This window comes from Enterobacter sp. BNK-16 (assembly GCF_048684955.1).
Lineage (GTDB): Bacteria > Pseudomonadota > Gammaproteobacteria > Enterobacterales > Enterobacteriaceae > Enterobacter > Enterobacter bugandensis.
In genome coordinates this window covers 3,989,752-4,003,679 of record NZ_JBLQTQ010000001.1, presented here as the reverse complement: position 1 = coordinate 4,003,679, position 13,928 = coordinate 3,989,752, and the positions used below count along the sequence as shown (strand labels likewise).

General features: G+C 57.4%; 14 protein-coding genes. 8 read left to right on the top strand and 6 right to left on the bottom strand.

Going from position 1 to position 13,928, the window contains the following annotated elements:
* The first annotated feature begins 190 nt into the window (after positions 1-190).
* Positions 191-400 carry a protein YoaL gene (locus ACMGGH_RS19280; RefSeq protein ID WP_373371017.1) on the top strand — a complete coding sequence of 70 codons (210 nt, stop codon included), beginning with the start codon at positions 191-193 and terminating at the stop codon, positions 398-400.
* Positions 388-1,947, top strand: coding sequence for a CNNM family cation transport protein YoaE (yoaE, locus tag ACMGGH_RS19275; RefSeq protein WP_028013532.1), 1,560 nt, complete (start codon positions 388-390; stop codon positions 1,945-1,947). Before ACMGGH_RS19280 ends, yoaE begins: the two co-directional genes overlap by 13 nt.
* 240 nt (positions 1,948-2,187) lie before the next feature.
* Here yoaE and sdaA read toward each other — a convergent pair whose 3' ends face one another.
* The 3 genes from sdaA to pabB all read right to left on the bottom strand — a co-directional run bounded on the left by sdaA (position 2,188) and on the right by pabB (position 5,646).
* The gene (gene sdaA / locus ACMGGH_RS19270; protein ID WP_028013531.1) at positions 2,188-3,552 is read right to left on the bottom strand and encodes an L-serine ammonia-lyase; all 1,365 of its coding nucleotides are present in this window, start codon (positions 3,550-3,552) and stop codon (positions 2,188-2,190) included.
* A gap of 184 nt (positions 3,553-3,736) precedes the next feature.
* Positions 3,737-4,315: a CoA pyrophosphatase gene (locus ACMGGH_RS19265; protein WP_028013530.1), complete on the bottom strand. Its 579-nt coding sequence runs from the start codon at positions 4,313-4,315 to the stop codon at positions 3,737-3,739.
* A 2-nt stretch (positions 4,316-4,317) separates the two neighbouring features.
* On the bottom strand, positions 4,318-5,646 hold the full coding sequence (gene pabB / locus ACMGGH_RS19260) for an aminodeoxychorismate synthase component 1 (RefSeq protein ID WP_232948581.1): 1,329 nt from the start codon (positions 5,644-5,646) through the stop codon (positions 4,318-4,320).
* 61 nt (positions 5,647-5,707) lie between these two features.
* Between pabB and ACMGGH_RS19255 the strand changes: the two genes are divergently transcribed.
* Positions 5,708-5,890: a YoaH family protein gene (locus ACMGGH_RS19255; RefSeq protein WP_008500497.1), complete on the top strand. Its 183-nt coding sequence runs from the start codon at positions 5,708-5,710 to the stop codon at positions 5,888-5,890.
* A 6-nt stretch (positions 5,891-5,896) separates the two neighbouring features.
* Here ACMGGH_RS19255 and ACMGGH_RS19250 read toward each other — a convergent pair whose 3' ends face one another.
* Positions 5,897-6,241 (bottom strand): RidA family protein, encoded by a 345-nt coding sequence (locus ACMGGH_RS19250; protein WP_028013528.1) that lies wholly within the window; start codon positions 6,239-6,241, stop codon positions 5,897-5,899.
* A gap of 133 nt (positions 6,242-6,374) precedes the next feature.
* On the opposite strand from ACMGGH_RS19250, the gene ACMGGH_RS19245 reads away from it, so the two are divergent.
* From ACMGGH_RS19245 to rnd, 5 genes are all read left to right on the top strand, one after another.
* The gene (locus tag ACMGGH_RS19245; protein WP_232948556.1) at positions 6,375-8,285 is read left to right on the top strand and encodes an ATP-dependent DNA helicase; all 1,911 of its coding nucleotides are present in this window, start codon (positions 6,375-6,377) and stop codon (positions 8,283-8,285) included.
* A gap of 66 nt (positions 8,286-8,351) precedes the next feature.
* Entirely contained in the window at positions 8,352-9,047 is a 696-nt protein-coding gene (gene tsaB, locus ACMGGH_RS19240) for a tRNA (adenosine(37)-N6)-threonylcarbamoyltransferase complex dimerization subunit type 1 TsaB (protein ID WP_047367799.1), read from the top strand.
* A 37-nt stretch (positions 9,048-9,084) separates the two neighbouring features.
* Positions 9,085-9,666 carry a Slp family lipoprotein gene (locus ACMGGH_RS19235; RefSeq protein ID WP_041909497.1) on the top strand — a complete coding sequence of 194 codons (582 nt, stop codon included), beginning with the start codon at positions 9,085-9,087 and terminating at the stop codon, positions 9,664-9,666.
* Between the two features lie 203 nt (positions 9,667-9,869).
* Complete coding sequence (fadD, locus tag ACMGGH_RS19230) at positions 9,870-11,555, top strand: long-chain-fatty-acid--CoA ligase FadD (RefSeq protein ID WP_072252102.1); 1,686 nt, start codon at positions 9,870-9,872, stop codon at positions 11,553-11,555.
* A gap of 71 nt (positions 11,556-11,626) precedes the next feature.
* Positions 11,627-12,754: a ribonuclease D gene (rnd, locus tag ACMGGH_RS19225; RefSeq protein ID WP_028013523.1), complete on the top strand. Its 1,128-nt coding sequence runs from the start codon at positions 11,627-11,629 to the stop codon at positions 12,752-12,754.
* Positions 12,755-12,828: 74 nt separating this feature from the next.
* Here rnd and minE read toward each other — a convergent pair whose 3' ends face one another.
* Positions 12,829-13,098, bottom strand: coding sequence for a cell division topological specificity factor MinE (gene minE, locus ACMGGH_RS19220; protein ID WP_010432714.1), 270 nt, complete (start codon positions 13,096-13,098; stop codon positions 12,829-12,831).
* A 3-nt stretch (positions 13,099-13,101) separates the two neighbouring features.
* Positions 13,102-13,914, bottom strand: a complete 813-nt coding sequence (gene minD, locus ACMGGH_RS19215) for a septum site-determining protein MinD (RefSeq protein WP_028013522.1) — start codon at positions 13,912-13,914, stop codon at positions 13,102-13,104.
* Positions 13,915-13,928 lie beyond the last annotated feature (14 nt).

Sequence of the window (13,928 nt, the reverse complement as noted above, 5' to 3'; positions counted from 1 at the left end):
ATTCAGATAAGGGTTAGAGTTCAAAAAACTAAGACTTCCGCGAATTATTTTAGATAGTGAAAAAATAATTTATGTGATGAAGATCCGTAATTTAGCCACGCGTTACAGAATTATCTGTAGCGTATAGCCGCTGTGTTACAGAACTTTGCAAAGGAACGTAAATCTTTGCTAAAAACACAGTCTCTCTGATATGTTTAGCCTCCGTTTACTTGTTCAGGAGTATAGGGCTAAAGCCCACTATATGGACCGTCACCGACGTCAGTCATCTACCAGGCCATTCCGCGCCTTTTTCACCGGCGAACCACGCCACGTATCAACTCTGTCTGCCTCTTATTTGCCCACGTTGAGTGGGGCACCGTTTTGTCATTCCTTTAGCAGGAGCTTGTCATGGAATTCTTAATGGACCCGTCAATCTGGGTGGGACTGCTCACGCTGGTCGTACTGGAGATCGTTCTCGGCATCGATAACCTGGTGTTTATCGCCATCCTTGCGGATAAGCTGCCGCCAAAACAGCGTGATAAAGCGCGTCTGATTGGACTCTCGCTGGCGCTGGTCATGCGACTGGGGCTGCTCTCCGTGATCTCGTGGATGGTCACGCTGACCAAACCGCTGTTCTCCGTCATGGATTACACCTTCTCCGGTCGTGATTTGATCATGCTAATCGGGGGGATATTCCTGCTCTTCAAAGCGACAACAGAGCTGCATGAACGGCTGGAGAACCGGCAGCATGATGATGGTCACGGTAAGGGCTACGCCAGCTTCTGGGTCGTGGTGCTGCAAATTGTGGTGCTGGATGCAGTCTTCTCGCTGGATGCGGTGATTACCGCGGTCGGTATGGTTAACCACCTGCCGGTGATGATGGCGGCTGTCGTGATTGCGATGGCGGTGATGCTGCTGGCCTCGAAACCGCTGACGCGCTTCGTCAACCAGCATCCGACGGTGGTCGTGCTCTGTCTGAGCTTCCTGCTGATGATTGGTTTGAGCCTGGTGGCGGAAGGTTTCGGCTTCCATATTCCGAAAGGCTACCTGTACGCCGCGATTGGCTTCTCGATCCTGATCGAACTGTTCAACCAGATTGCGCGTCGTAACTTTATTAAGCAGCAGTCAAATCAGCCGCTGCGTGCCCGTACGGCGGACGCCATTCTGCGCCTGATGGGCGGACGCCGTCAGGTGAACGTCCAGTCTGACCCTGAAAACCGTAACCCGGTGCCGGTTCCAGAAGGGGCGTTTGTGGAAGAAGAACGCTACATGATTAACGGCGTGCTCTCCCTGGCCTCCCGCTCGCTGCGCGGCATCATGACGCCGCGCGGGGAAATTAGCTGGGTCGATGCGAACCTTAGCGTTGATGAAATTCGTCAGCAATTGCTCTCATCTCCGCACAGCCTGTTCCCGGTATGCCGCGGTGAGCTGGATGAAATCATCGGCGTGGTTCGGGCGAAAGAGATGCTGGTGGCGCTGGAAGAGGGCGTCAACGTGGAGGCCATTGCAGCTTCGTCGCCGGCGATTGTCGTACCGGAAACGCTGGATCCGATCAACCTGCTGGGCGTATTGCGTCGCGCGCGCGGTAGCTTTGTTATCGTCACCAACGAGTTTGGTGTGGTACAGGGGCTGGTGACGCCGCTGGACGTGCTTGAAGCGATTGCCGGTGAATTCCCGGATGAAGACGAAACGCCTGAGATTGTGGCCGACGGCGAAGGCTGGCTGGTCAAAGGTGCGACCGACCTGCACGCGCTCTCGCATACGCTGGGGCTGGAAAACGTGGTTAACGATGAAGAAGACATCGCAACCGTGGCGGGGCTGGTTATCGCCGTAAACGGTCAGATCCCGCGCGTCGGGGATGTGATCGAGCTTCCTCCATTGCACATCACTATCGTTGAAGCTAACGACTACCGCGTCGATCTGGTCCGCATTGTTAAAGAACAGTCTGCACACGACGAAGACGAATAAGTCTGCTTAACGGGTACGATGTGCCCGTTACGATCTTCTGGCGGGGAAGATTTTCCCGCCAGCCATTGTGGCGTTACTACCGCGCCTGCTTCTCTCTCAACCCGTTCGCTATTTAGCCGCTGCCTGATGCCAGGCCGAGCGCGAGCAGCCGCGACCGTAAAAGTGTAGTGGGGAAAGAAGAAGGAGACGAGGATGAAGGGAGAAATTCGCCCATCCGTTGCGGATGGGCGAAAGAGAGGATTAGTCGCACTGCACCTTAATGGCCAGACCGCCGCGCGACGTTTCACGGTACTTCGCGTTCATGTCTTTGCCGGTTTCGTACATGGTTTCGATAACCTTATCCAGCGACACGCGTGGTTCGCTGGTACGGCGCATCGCCATGCGCGAGGCGTTAATCGCTTTGACGGAGGCAATCGCGTTACGCTCAATGCACGGCACCTGCACCTGGCCTGCGACCGGATCACAGGTCAGACCGAGGTTATGCTCCATGCCAATTTCCGCCGCCACGCAAACCTGTTCAGGGCTTGCGCCCAGCAGCTCGGCCAGACCGGCCGCCGCCATGGAGCAGGCCACGCCTACTTCACCCTGACAGCCCACTTCAGCGCCTGAAATGGACGCGTTCATCTTGTACAGCGCGCCGATAGCGCCTGCCGCGAGGAAATAACGGATATAAATATCCGGCGTCACAGGCTCGATAAAGTGATCGTAGTAGGCCAGCACAGCCGGAACGATCCCGCACGCACCGTTGGTTGGCGCAGTCACGACGCGCCCCCCTGCGGCGTTCTCTTCGTTCACCGCCAGAGCAAACATGTTCACCCAGTCAACTACGTTCATCGGGTCGTTAGAGAATTTGTCCGTGGTCACCAGCATACGGCGCAGGGCAGAGGCACGACGCGGCACGCGCAGTGGCCCTGGCAGTACGCCTTCGGTGTTCATCCCGCGATCGATACAGGCGCGCATGGTTTGCCACACGTTGGCAAAATAGTCTTCGATCTCTTTTTTGCTGTGCAGCGCAAGCTCGTTCTGCATCACCATGCCGGACAGCGACAAACCGGTCTCTTTGCAGTAGCCCAGCATCTCGGTGGCCGATTTGAACGGATAGGGCACGTTCACGTCGCCCGCGCTCTCTTTACCGAAATGCTCTTCGTCAACGATGAAGCCACCGCCGATGGAGTAGTAGGTTTTGCTGTAGATCTCTTTTTCGCCGCTCCAGGCGTGGATAGTCATGCCGTTTTCATGCAGCGGCAGGTTGTCGCTGCGAAAACGCATGCCGTCATCCTGCGGGAAATCCACTTCGTGCTGACCGTTAGCCAGCAGCAGGCGACCGCGCGCTTCCACGTCGCGGATGAATGCCGGGATGGCATCAATATCAACAGTGTCCGGCATATTGCCCGCCAGACCCATAATAATGGCGATATCGGTGTGGTGGCCTTTACCCGTTAATGACAGTGAACCGTAAACGTCTACGGCGACACGGGTAACGCTTTCCAGTAATCCTTTTTCGACCAGATCATCGACGAACTGTTTACCGGCCTTCATCGGCCCTACAGTGTGGGAAGAAGAAGGACCAATCCCCACTTTGAACATGTCGAATATACTAATCACTTTCACACTCCTGACAGGGTTACCGGGGTTCCAGTAACGATGTTATAACTGCGCATAGTGTAAGAGGGAACACCAACCTCGGCTTAACTATTCACATGAATTAAACTAATGGTTAACGATGGGTTTTGCTAATAGCGCGACGCGGATCGCAAACCTGCAAAAAAGGCTGGAATGTAAAGTATAGTCAAGGCTTCAGGCCGATTTGTAGCGCCAGTTCACGAATGATGCCCGCCGTCATGCCCCAGACAAAATAATGCTGATACCAGGACAACCAGACCCGATGGTCATGCCCCCGGCGATGGATATCCAGCGGATGATAGCGGCTTAGCCGGAGCGCCTCTTCAAGCGGCATCTCAAACACCGCAGAGACTTCGTCGACGCTGGCGTGATACTGAAGATTGGGGGGGATAATGCCGACGACCGGCGTGACCTGAAAGCCGGTCACGCTGTCGACGGGCGGCAGCACGCCGATGACTTCCACCGCGTCAGGCGGGATCGCCACCTCCTCCTGCGCTTCCCGCAGCGCGGCGGCAATCAGCGACGCATCGGTGCTGTCCACAGCGCCTCCCGGGAAGGCCACCTGACCGGCGTGTTTGCGCATATGCGGCGAACGCTGCGTAAGCAGCAGGCCCGGCTGTTCTCGGCGCACCACCGGGATCAGCACCGCCGCCTGACGCTGATTCAGCGTGGCGCGGTTGACCTGCGGCCGTAGCAGCTGAAAGCGCGACAGAAAATCATCCAGCGTCAGGTTCTCTTTCTCCACCGTTAGTTCTCCAGTTGCTTCAGGATGCGGTTCACCTTATCAAAGGTTTCCTGATATTCCGCCTCGACCTGGCTGTCCGCCACAATGCCGCCGCCCGCAGAACAGTACAGATTGCCGCCGCACGCCGTCAGCGTGCGAATGGTAATGCTGGTATCCATGGTGCCGCACAGGCTGATATAGCCGATGCTGCCGCACCAGGCGTTGCGGCGGTGCGGTTCCAGTTCGTCGATGATTTCCATGGCGCGAATTTTTGGCGCACCGGTGATGGAGCCGCCCGGGAACGCGGCCCGGAGCAGATCGCAGGCGGTGCGAGAGGCGGGCAGACGCGCGGTGATGGTGCTGACCAGATGATGCACTGCCGGGAAAGGTTCGACGACGAACAGCTCCGGCACGCGCACGCTGCCTGGTTCGGCGACCCGGCCAATATCGTTACGCATCAGGTCGACAATCATCAGGTTTTCGGCGCGATCCTTCGGTGACCCGGCGAGTTTCTCCGCCTGCTGGCGATCGGCGTCCGGATCGGCAAGGCGCGGCAGCGTGCCTTTAATCGGGCGGGTCTGAATCGTCCCTTCCGCCAGATGGATAAAACGCTCCGGCGACAGGCTGAGGATGGCCCCCTGTTTCAGACGTACGAACGCGCTGAACGGAGCCCTGTTGCTGGCATTGAGACGGGTAAACGCCTGCCACTCGTCCCCCTGGTATGCTGCCTGGAAACGCTGGGCAAGGTTAACCTGATAGCAGTCGCCGCTTTGCAGATAGGCCTGCACGCGGGAGAGTTTTTCCGCGTATTCCGGCGCGGTCATGTTCGAGCGCCAGCCGGAGGTCAGGGTGAACGCCTCAGCTGGAGCAGGCTGTTGTGCCTCAAGCCAGGCCAGACGCGCCTGCACGTCATCATGGCTCAGCAGGGAGACCCTTTTTTTCTGGTGGTCCACAATCAACGCCCAGTCATACAGCCCCACGGCCATGTCCGGCAGGGCAATATCCGCCTGCGCATGCTCGGGCAGCATCTCGAAGCGGCGACCCAAATCGTAGCCAAACAGGCCCAGCGCGCCGCCCTGGAAGGGCAGGTCCAGGTTAGGGGTAGCGGATAAGCCCAGCGCGTTGATTTCCTGCTGAAGCTGCATCAGCGGATCGTCCGTCGTCGACAGATCGTCGGTCGTCAGCGTTTTCAGGGGATCGGCCACCAGAATATCGAAGCGGCTGTACGGGTGATCCGCATGGCCGGAGTGCAGCAGCATAGCAAAAGGAAGATGGCTCAGACGGGCAAACCAGAACTCAGCGGCGTCAGCGCGCCAGGGTAAGGTAACAACAGTGGGGAAGCGCATGTTCATGTATGGCATACTACCGGGCAGCGTGAAATAATTAGCGCGAATAATTTAGCAGGAGTTGACGATGTTTGCAGGTTTACCTTCTCTGAGCCATGAACAGCAGCAGAAAGCGGTTGAGCGAATTCAGGAACTGATGTCCCAGGGGATGAGCAGCGGACAGGCGATTTCCCAGGTGGCGGAGGAGCTGCGCGCCACCCATACCGGCGAGCGGATCGTGGCGCGTTTTGAGGATGAAGATGAAGAGTAATCGGGCTTAAACCGCCGCGATAATCTTGATCTCAACCTTGTATTCCGGTTTCATCAGCGTGGCCTGTACGGTGCAGCGTACAGGCGCGTGACCCGCCACCACCCACGCATCCCAGGCTTTATTCATCGCCGCGAAATCGTCTTTATTTGCCAGGAAAATGGTCGCATCCAGAATGCGGGATTTATCGCTGCCCTGTTTTTCCAGCACGGCATCAATCTGCGCCAGGGTATTCGCCGTCTGTTCGAACGCATCCGCGTCCAGATTTGACGGTACACCGGTGTAATACAGCGTCTGGTTATGGATCACCACATCAGACCAGCGGGCTTCGGCATCAATGCGCACAATTGTCATAAACGTTTCCTCGTTATTTTTCGTCGTCAGACGGCAAGACTGCCATATTGTTCTGCCGTCGTCACTATTTGGGGTGGCACAGGAGAAGATGGGCTGACATAATCCCTGTGCAAAAATACAGTGAGAGAGCAACGTGGCAGACGATTTTTCCCCTGAAGGTCAATTAGCGCAGGCGATCCCCGGCTTCAAGCCCCGTGAGCCTCAGCGACAGATGGCGCACGCCGTTGCCCGCGCCATTGATAAGGCCCAGCCGCTGGTGGTTGAAGCCGGAACCGGCACGGGTAAGACCTATGCTTACCTTGCGCCGGCGCTGCGGGCGAAAAAGAAAGTGATAATTTCCACCGGATCGAAAGCGCTGCAAGATCAGCTCTACAGCCGCGATTTGCCTACCGTAGCAAAAGCGCTGAAATACAAAGGGCGTCTGGCCCTGCTGAAAGGGCGATCGAACTACCTGTGCCTGGAGCGACTCGAACAGCAGGCGCTGGCCGGCGGCGATCTGCCGGTACAAACCCTGAGCGACGTCATTATCCTGCGCGCCTGGGCGAACCAGACCGAAGAGGGCGATATCAGCACCTGCGCGAGCGTGCCGGAAGACTCCCCGGCCTGGCCGCTGGTGACCAGCACCAACGACAACTGCCTCGGCAGCGACTGCCCGCTGTATAAAGACTGTTTTGTGGTGAAAGCGCGCAAAACCGCGATGGACGCAGACGTGGTGGTGGTGAACCACCACCTGTTCCTCGCGGACATGGTGGTTAAGGACAGCGGTTTCGGCGAGCTGATCCCGGAGGCGGACGTGATGATCTTCGATGAAGCCCATCAGTTGCCGGATATCGCCAGCCAGTATTTCGGCCAGTCGCTCTCCAGCCGCCAGCTACAGGATCTGGCGAAAGATTTTACCATTGCCTACCGTACCGAACTCAAAGATACCCAGCAGTTGCAGAAGTGCGCCGACCGTCTGGCGCAAAGCGCGCAGGATTTCCGCTTACAGCTTGGCGAGCCGGGCTATCGTGGCAACCTGCGCGAACTGCTGGCGGACAATAATATCCAGCGCGCGCTGCTGCTGCTCGATGATGCACTTGAGCTCTGCTACGACGTGGCGAAGCTGTCCCTCGGACGCTCTGCGCTGCTTGACGCCGCCTTCGAACGCGCCACGCTCTATCGCGGGCGGCTCAAACGGCTAAAAGAGATCAACCAGCCGGGGTACAGCTACTGGTATGAATGCACCTCGCGCCACTTTACCCTGGCGCTCACGCCGCTGACGGTGGCCGATAAATTCAAAGAGGTGATGGCGCAGAAGCCGGGAAGCTGGATCTTCACTTCCGCAACCCTGTCTGTAAATGACGATCTGCACCACTTCACCGAACGCCTCGGTATTGAGCAGGCGGAATCACTGCTGCTGCCCAGCCCGTTTGATTACGAAAAGCAGGCGCTGCTCTGCGTGCCACGCAATCTCCCGCTGCCGAACCAGCCGGGGGCGGCGCGGCATCTCGCGGCGATGCTCAAGCCGATGATTGAGGCCAACAACGGGCGCTGCTTTATGCTCTGCACCTCACACGCCATGATGCGCGATCTCGCCGAGCAGTTTCGCGCCAGCATGACCCTCCCGGTGCTGCTGCAGGGGGAAACCAGTAAAGGCCAGCTGCTCCAGCAGTTTGTCAGCGCCGGTAACGCCCTGCTGGTGGCAACCAGCAGCTTCTGGGAAGGGGTGGACGTGCGCGGCGACACGCTCTCGTTGGTGATCATCGATAAGCTGCCGTTCACGTCGCCGGACGATCCGCTGCTCAAGGCGCGGATGGAAGACTGCCGCCTGCGCGGCGGCGATCCGTTCGACGACGTTCAACTACCGGACGCGGTCATCACGCTTAAGCAGGGGGTAGGGCGACTGATCCGTGACGTCACCGACCGCGGCGTGCTGGTGATCTGCGATAACCGCCTGGTGATGCGTCCTTACGGCGCAACCTTCCTCGCCAGCCTGCCGCCCGCCCCGCGTACGCGGGACATTAAACGCGCGGTGCGTTTCCTGGCAAACCCAACGGCGGAGTAATTCGCTCCGGAGTGTGCTAAGATGCGCGCCATTTTGTGACTGACCCTTGCGAGAGCGCGACGACTGATGCGAATTCTGGCTATTGATACCGCGACAGAGGCTTGCTCTGTTGCTCTGTTAAACGACGGTGCTGTTTCTGCTCATTTCGAAGAGTGCCCACGGGAACACACCCAGCGTATTCTGCCCCTGGTAAAAGCCATTTTAACCCAGGGCAACACCACCTTAACCGACCTCGACGCGCTGGCCTTTGGCCGCGGCCCCGGCAGCTTTACGGGCGTGCGCATTGGGATTGGCATCGCGCAGGGGCTGGCGCTGGGCGCTGACCTGCCGATGATCGGCGTCTCTACGCTTGCGACGATGGCCGAGGGAGCCTGGCGCATGACGGGCGCGACCCGCGTGCTCGCCGCTATTGACGCTCGCATGGGTGAAGTTTACTGGGCGGAATACACCCGCGATGAAAACGGCGTCTGGCACGGCGAAGAGACGGAAGCAGTGCTTAAGCCTGAAGCCGTTACTGAGCGCCTGAAGCAGCTGTCCGGCGAGTGGGCGACGGTCGGCACGGGCTGGCCGGCGTGGCCAGAGATGGCGAGCGGCACCGGCGTGACGCTGGTGGACGGCAACATGCTCCTGCCTGCGGCAGAAGATATGCTCCCGATTGCCCGTCAACTGCTTGCAGCAGGAAAAACCGTTGCCGTTGAGCATGCGGAGCCGGTTTATTTGCGAAACACCGTCGCGTGGAAGAAACTTCCGGGCCGCGAATGAATCTCAGTAACAGGAACTGAGAAAAAGGAGTCGCATCATGGCGGTTCAGACTAAAGTAGTACGCCTTTTTATGGCAGGCGCGGTTGCCATAGCACTGAGCGGTTGCGTAACCGTACCTGATGCGATCAAGGGCAGCAGCCCGACGCCACAGCAGGATCTGGTTCGGGTAATGAATGCGCCCGAGCTTTATGTCGGCCAGGAAGCCCGCTTCGGTGGGAAAGTGATCGACGTGCAGAACCAGCAGGGGAAAACCCGTCTGGAAATAGCCACGGTACCGCTCGACAGCGGCGCGCGTCCCGTACTCGGTGAAGCCTCTCGCGGGCGTATCTATGCCGACGTTAGTGGTTTCCTCGACCCGGTCGATTTTCGCGGACAGCTGGTAACCGTTGTCGGGCCGATTACCGGTTCGGTGCAGGGCAAAATCGGCAACACACCGTATAAATTTATGACCATGCAGGTGAATGGCTATAAACGCTGGCGTATCGCCCAGCAGGTGGTGATGCCTCCTCAGCCAATCGACCCGTGGATGTGGGGTCCACATCCTTATCGTTACGGTTATCCGGGATGGGGCTGGTATAACCCGGGCCCTGCACAGGTGCAAACGATCGTAACTGAGTAACTTACTGTTATTGTTAAGAAAGAGACAGCGGCTCAGCCGCTGTCTCTGTTTTTTAACGGATAAAACGAAAAAAAAGAGTGACGCGCTTCGCAACCTGCAATCTGAACAATTAATAAACTGGTACGCTGAGTTAATATAATGTTAACAAACTGTTTATTATCGGGGCTGTGATGACGACGAACACTCATTTCAGAGGTGATGCATTGCAAAAGGTTTGGCTTAACCGTTATCCCGCAGATGTGCCTGCGGAGATCAATCCTGACCGTTATCAATCCCTGGTGGAATTATTTGAGCACTCGGTAAGACGTTACGCAGACCAGCCCGCGTTTGTGAATATGGGCGAGGTGATGACGTTCCGTAAGCTTGAGGAGCGTAGCCGGGCGTTTGCGGCTTATCTGCAGGAAGGACTTGGGCTGCAAAAAGGGGATCGCGTCGCGCTGATGATGCCGAACCTGCTGCAATACCCGGTGGCGCTGTTTGGCATCCTGCGTGCAGGGATGATTGTCGTCAACGTTAACCCGCTTTACACGCCGCGCGAGCTGGAACATCAGCTGAACGACAGCGGGGCGGTGGCGATTGTCATTGTTTCTAACTTTGCCCATACCCTGGAAAAAGTGGTCGACAAAACCCAGGTGAAGCACGTCATCCTGACGCGCATGGGCGATCAGCTTTCCACCGCCAAAGGGACGCTGGTTAACTTTGTCGTTAAATACGTCAAACGTCTGGTACCAAAATACCATCTGCCGGATGCTATCTCTTTCCGCCGCGCGCTGCATGCGGGCTATCGCATGCAGTACGTCAAGCCTGAAGTCGTCTCCGAAGACCTGGCCTTCCTGCAATACACAGGCGGCACCACCGGCGTGGCCAAAGGGGCGATGCTGACCCACCGCAACATGCTGGCGAACCTTGAGCAGGTTAATGCCACCTACGGGCCGCTGCTGCATCCGGGTAAAGAGCTGGTAATCACCGCGCTGCCGCTGTATCACATCTTTGCGCTGACCATGAACTGCCTGCTGTTTATCGAGCTGGGCGGGCAAAACGTATTGATCACCAACCCGCGCGATATCCCGGGTCTGGTGAAAGAGCTTGCAAAATACCCGTTTACCGCCATGACCGGGGTGAACACCCTGTTTAACGCGCTGCTCAACAACAAAGAGTTCCAGCAGCTTGATTTCTCCACGCTGCATCTCTCCGCGGGCGGCGGCATGCCGGTTCAGCAGGCGGTGGCCGAGCGCTGGGTGAAGCTAACCGGGCAATATCTGCTGGAAGGCTACGGCCTGACGGAGTGTGCCCCGCTGGTGAGCGTCAACCCGCACGATATCGACTACCACAGCGGCAGTATCGGCCTGCCGGTCCCGTCGACGGAAGCAAAGCTGGTGGATGATGAGGATAACGAAGTGCCTCACGGCGAGCCGGGCGAGCTGTGCGTCAGAGGGCCGCAGGTGATGCTGGGTTACTGGCAGCGTCCTGATGCGACCGACGAAATCATTAAAGACGGCTGGCTTCACACCGGCGATATTGCGGTGATGGATGACGAAGGCTTCCTGCGCATCGTCGATCGCAAAAAAGATATGATCCTGGTCTCCGGCTTCAACGTCTATCCGAACGAAATCGAAGACGTGGTGATGCAGCACAGCGGCGTGCTGGAAGTGGCGGCGGTGGGCGTTCCTTCCGGCAGCAGCGGTGAAGCGGTGAAGATATTTGTGGTCAAGAAAGATCCTTCTCTTACCGAGGAAGCGCTGATAACGTTTTGTCGCCGTCAGCTGACGGGCTATAAAGTGCCGAAGCTGGTGGAATTCCGCGATGAGCTGCCGAAATCCAACGTCGGGAAGATATTACGACGAGAATTACGTGACGAAGCCCGTGCCAAAGTAGACAATAAGGCCTGAGCTTCACGTTAATCGCCCAGACGCCGGTTAAGCCGGCGTTTTTTATGGGCGCAAACAAAAGAGAATCCGATTTGAATTACCAGATGATCACGACCAACGACGAGCTGGCTTCGCTGTGCGAAGTGACGCGCGACTTTCCTGCCATCGCTCTGGATACCGAGTTTGTCCGTACTCGCACCTATTATCCACAGCTGGGTTTGATACAGATGTACGACGGTAAGCACGTCTCGCTGATCGACCCGCTCGGCATTACCGACTGGGCGCCGATGCGTGACCTGCTGCTGGATACTGCGGTAACGAAATATCTGCACGCGGGCAGTGAAGATCTGGAAGTCTTTCTTAACACCTTTGGCATCATGCCTCAGCCGCTGATTGATACGCAGATCCTCGCGGCGTTCAGCGGTCGTCCGCTGTCGTGGGGCTTTGCCGCCATGGTGGAGGAGTACACGGGCCTGACGCTGGATAAAAGTGAATCCCGTACCGACTGGCTGGCGCGTCCGCTTACCGAGCGTCAGCTGGAATATGCGGCGGCAGACGTGTTTTACCTGTTGCCGATTGCCGGACAGCTGATGAAAGAGGCGGAAGCCTCCGGCTGGCTCTCTGCCGCGCTGGACGAGTGCCGTATGACGCAGCAGCGTCGCCAGGAAGTGGTTGACCCGAAAGAGGCCTGGCGTGATATCACCAACGCCTGGCAGCTTCGCACGCGTCAGCTGGCCTGCCTGCAGCTGTTAGCGGACTGGCGTTTGCGTAAAGCGCGTGAGCGCGATTTGGCCGTGAATTTTGTGGTGCGTGAAGAGCATCTCTGGGCGGTCGCGCGCTATATGCCGGGCAGCCTGGGCGAGCTGGACAGCATTGGCCTTTCCGGCAGCGAGATCCGTTTCCATGGTAAAACCCTGCTGGCGCTGGTCGCCAAAGCGCAGGCGCTGCCGGAGGATGCACTGCCTGAGACGCTGCTGAATCTCATGGATATGCCGGGCTATCGTAAAGCATTTAAGGATATCAAAGCGCTGGTGCAGGATGTCGCAACGGAAAGCAAGCTGAGCGCTGAACTGCTGGCGTCACGCAGACAGATTAACCAGCTGCTGAACTGGCACTGGAAGCTGAAACCGCAGAATGGCGTGCCGGAACTGATGGCTGGCTGGCGCGGGGTATTGATGGCCGATCGCCTGAATACCTTGCTGGAAGGTTATCCGCGATAAAAATATGCCGGGCGATATACCCGGCATATTCCCCCCGGTGGCGCTGCGCTTACCGGGGCTACGACACCAGGAACCTACGGACGCGACTCTTCCGCTTCCGGAAGCGTTACGTTCAGCTCCAGAATCGAAATATCCCCGTCTTTTTGCTCCAGCTGAACGGTGACCATCTCCGGGTCAATCTGCACATACTTACAGATCACTTCCAGGATGTCCTTGCGCAGCTGCGGCAGGTAGTGAGGCTCGGCGTCGCTACGACGACGCTCCGCAACGATAATTTGCAGGCGTTCTTTTGCGATGTTGGCGGTGCTTTTTTTCCGCGAGAGAAAAAAGTCCAGTAATGCCATAACTTATCCTCCGAACAGGCGTTTGAGGAAACCTTTCTTCTCTTCTTCAATGAAGCGGAAAGGACGTTCTTCTCCCAGCAGACGGTCAACGGTATCGGCGTAAGCTTTACCTGCATCTGCCGTTGTATCCAGGATCACGGGCTCGCCCTGGTTAGAGGCGCGTAACACGGACTGGTCTTCCGGGATAACGCCAACCAGTTTAATGCGCAGGATCTCCAGCACGTCTTCCATGCTTAGCATGTCACCTTTGTTTACGCGACCCGGGTTATAGCGGGTCAGCAGCAGGTGCTCTTTGATCGGATCCTGGCCATTTTCCGCACGGCGGGATTTGGAGGCCAGAATACCGAGAATACGGTCGGAGTCACGCACGGAGGAGACTTCCGGGTTGGTGGTGATGATCGCTTCATCAGCAAAGTAGAGCGCCATCAGGGCACCGGTTTCAATGCCGGCAGGGGAGTCACAGACGATGAAGTCGAACTCCATTTTTTTCAGCTCGTCGAGCACCTTTTCCACGCCTTCACGGGTCAGGGCATCTTTATCACGCGTCTGAGAAGCCGGAAGAATGAAGAGGTTCTCGGTGCGCTTGTCTTTAATCAGCGCCTGGTTCAGCGTGGCATCGCCCTGAATGACGTTCACGAAGTCATATACGACGCGACGCTCACATCCCATGATGAGGTCGAGGTTACGCAGACCGATATCGAAGTCGATAACGACGGTTTTCTTTCCCTTCTGGGCCAAACCAGTAGCGATGGCCGCGCTGGAGGTGGTCTTGCCAACGCCTCCTTTACCCGAAGTAACAACAATAATGCGTGCCATAGAAATTCCTTGTT

Coding starts and splice junctions, on each gene's coding strand:
- ACMGGH_RS19280 (WP_373371017.1), top strand. CDS start 191: ATGTTTAGCCTCCGTTTACTTGTTCAGGAGTATAGGGCTAAAGCCCAC.
- yoaE (WP_028013532.1), top strand. CDS start 388: ATGGAATTCTTAATGGACCCGTCAATCTGGGTGGGACTGCTCACGCTG.
- pabB (WP_232948581.1), bottom strand. CDS start 5,646: ATGAACATGCGCTTCCCCACTGTTGTTACCTTACCCTGGCGCGCTGAC.
- ACMGGH_RS19255 (WP_008500497.1), top strand. CDS start 5,708: ATGTTTGCAGGTTTACCTTCTCTGAGCCATGAACAGCAGCAGAAAGCG.
- ACMGGH_RS19250 (WP_028013528.1), bottom strand. CDS start 6,241: ATGACAATTGTGCGCATTGATGCCGAAGCCCGCTGGTCTGATGTGGTG.
- tsaB (WP_047367799.1), top strand. CDS start 8,352: ATGCGAATTCTGGCTATTGATACCGCGACAGAGGCTTGCTCTGTTGCT.
- ACMGGH_RS19235 (WP_041909497.1), top strand. CDS start 9,085: ATGGCGGTTCAGACTAAAGTAGTACGCCTTTTTATGGCAGGCGCGGTT.
- minE (WP_010432714.1), bottom strand. CDS start 13,098: ATGGCATTACTGGACTTTTTTCTCTCGCGGAAAAAAAGCACCGCCAAC.
- minD (WP_028013522.1), bottom strand. CDS start 13,914: ATGGCACGCATTATTGTTGTTACTTCGGGTAAAGGAGGCGTTGGCAAG.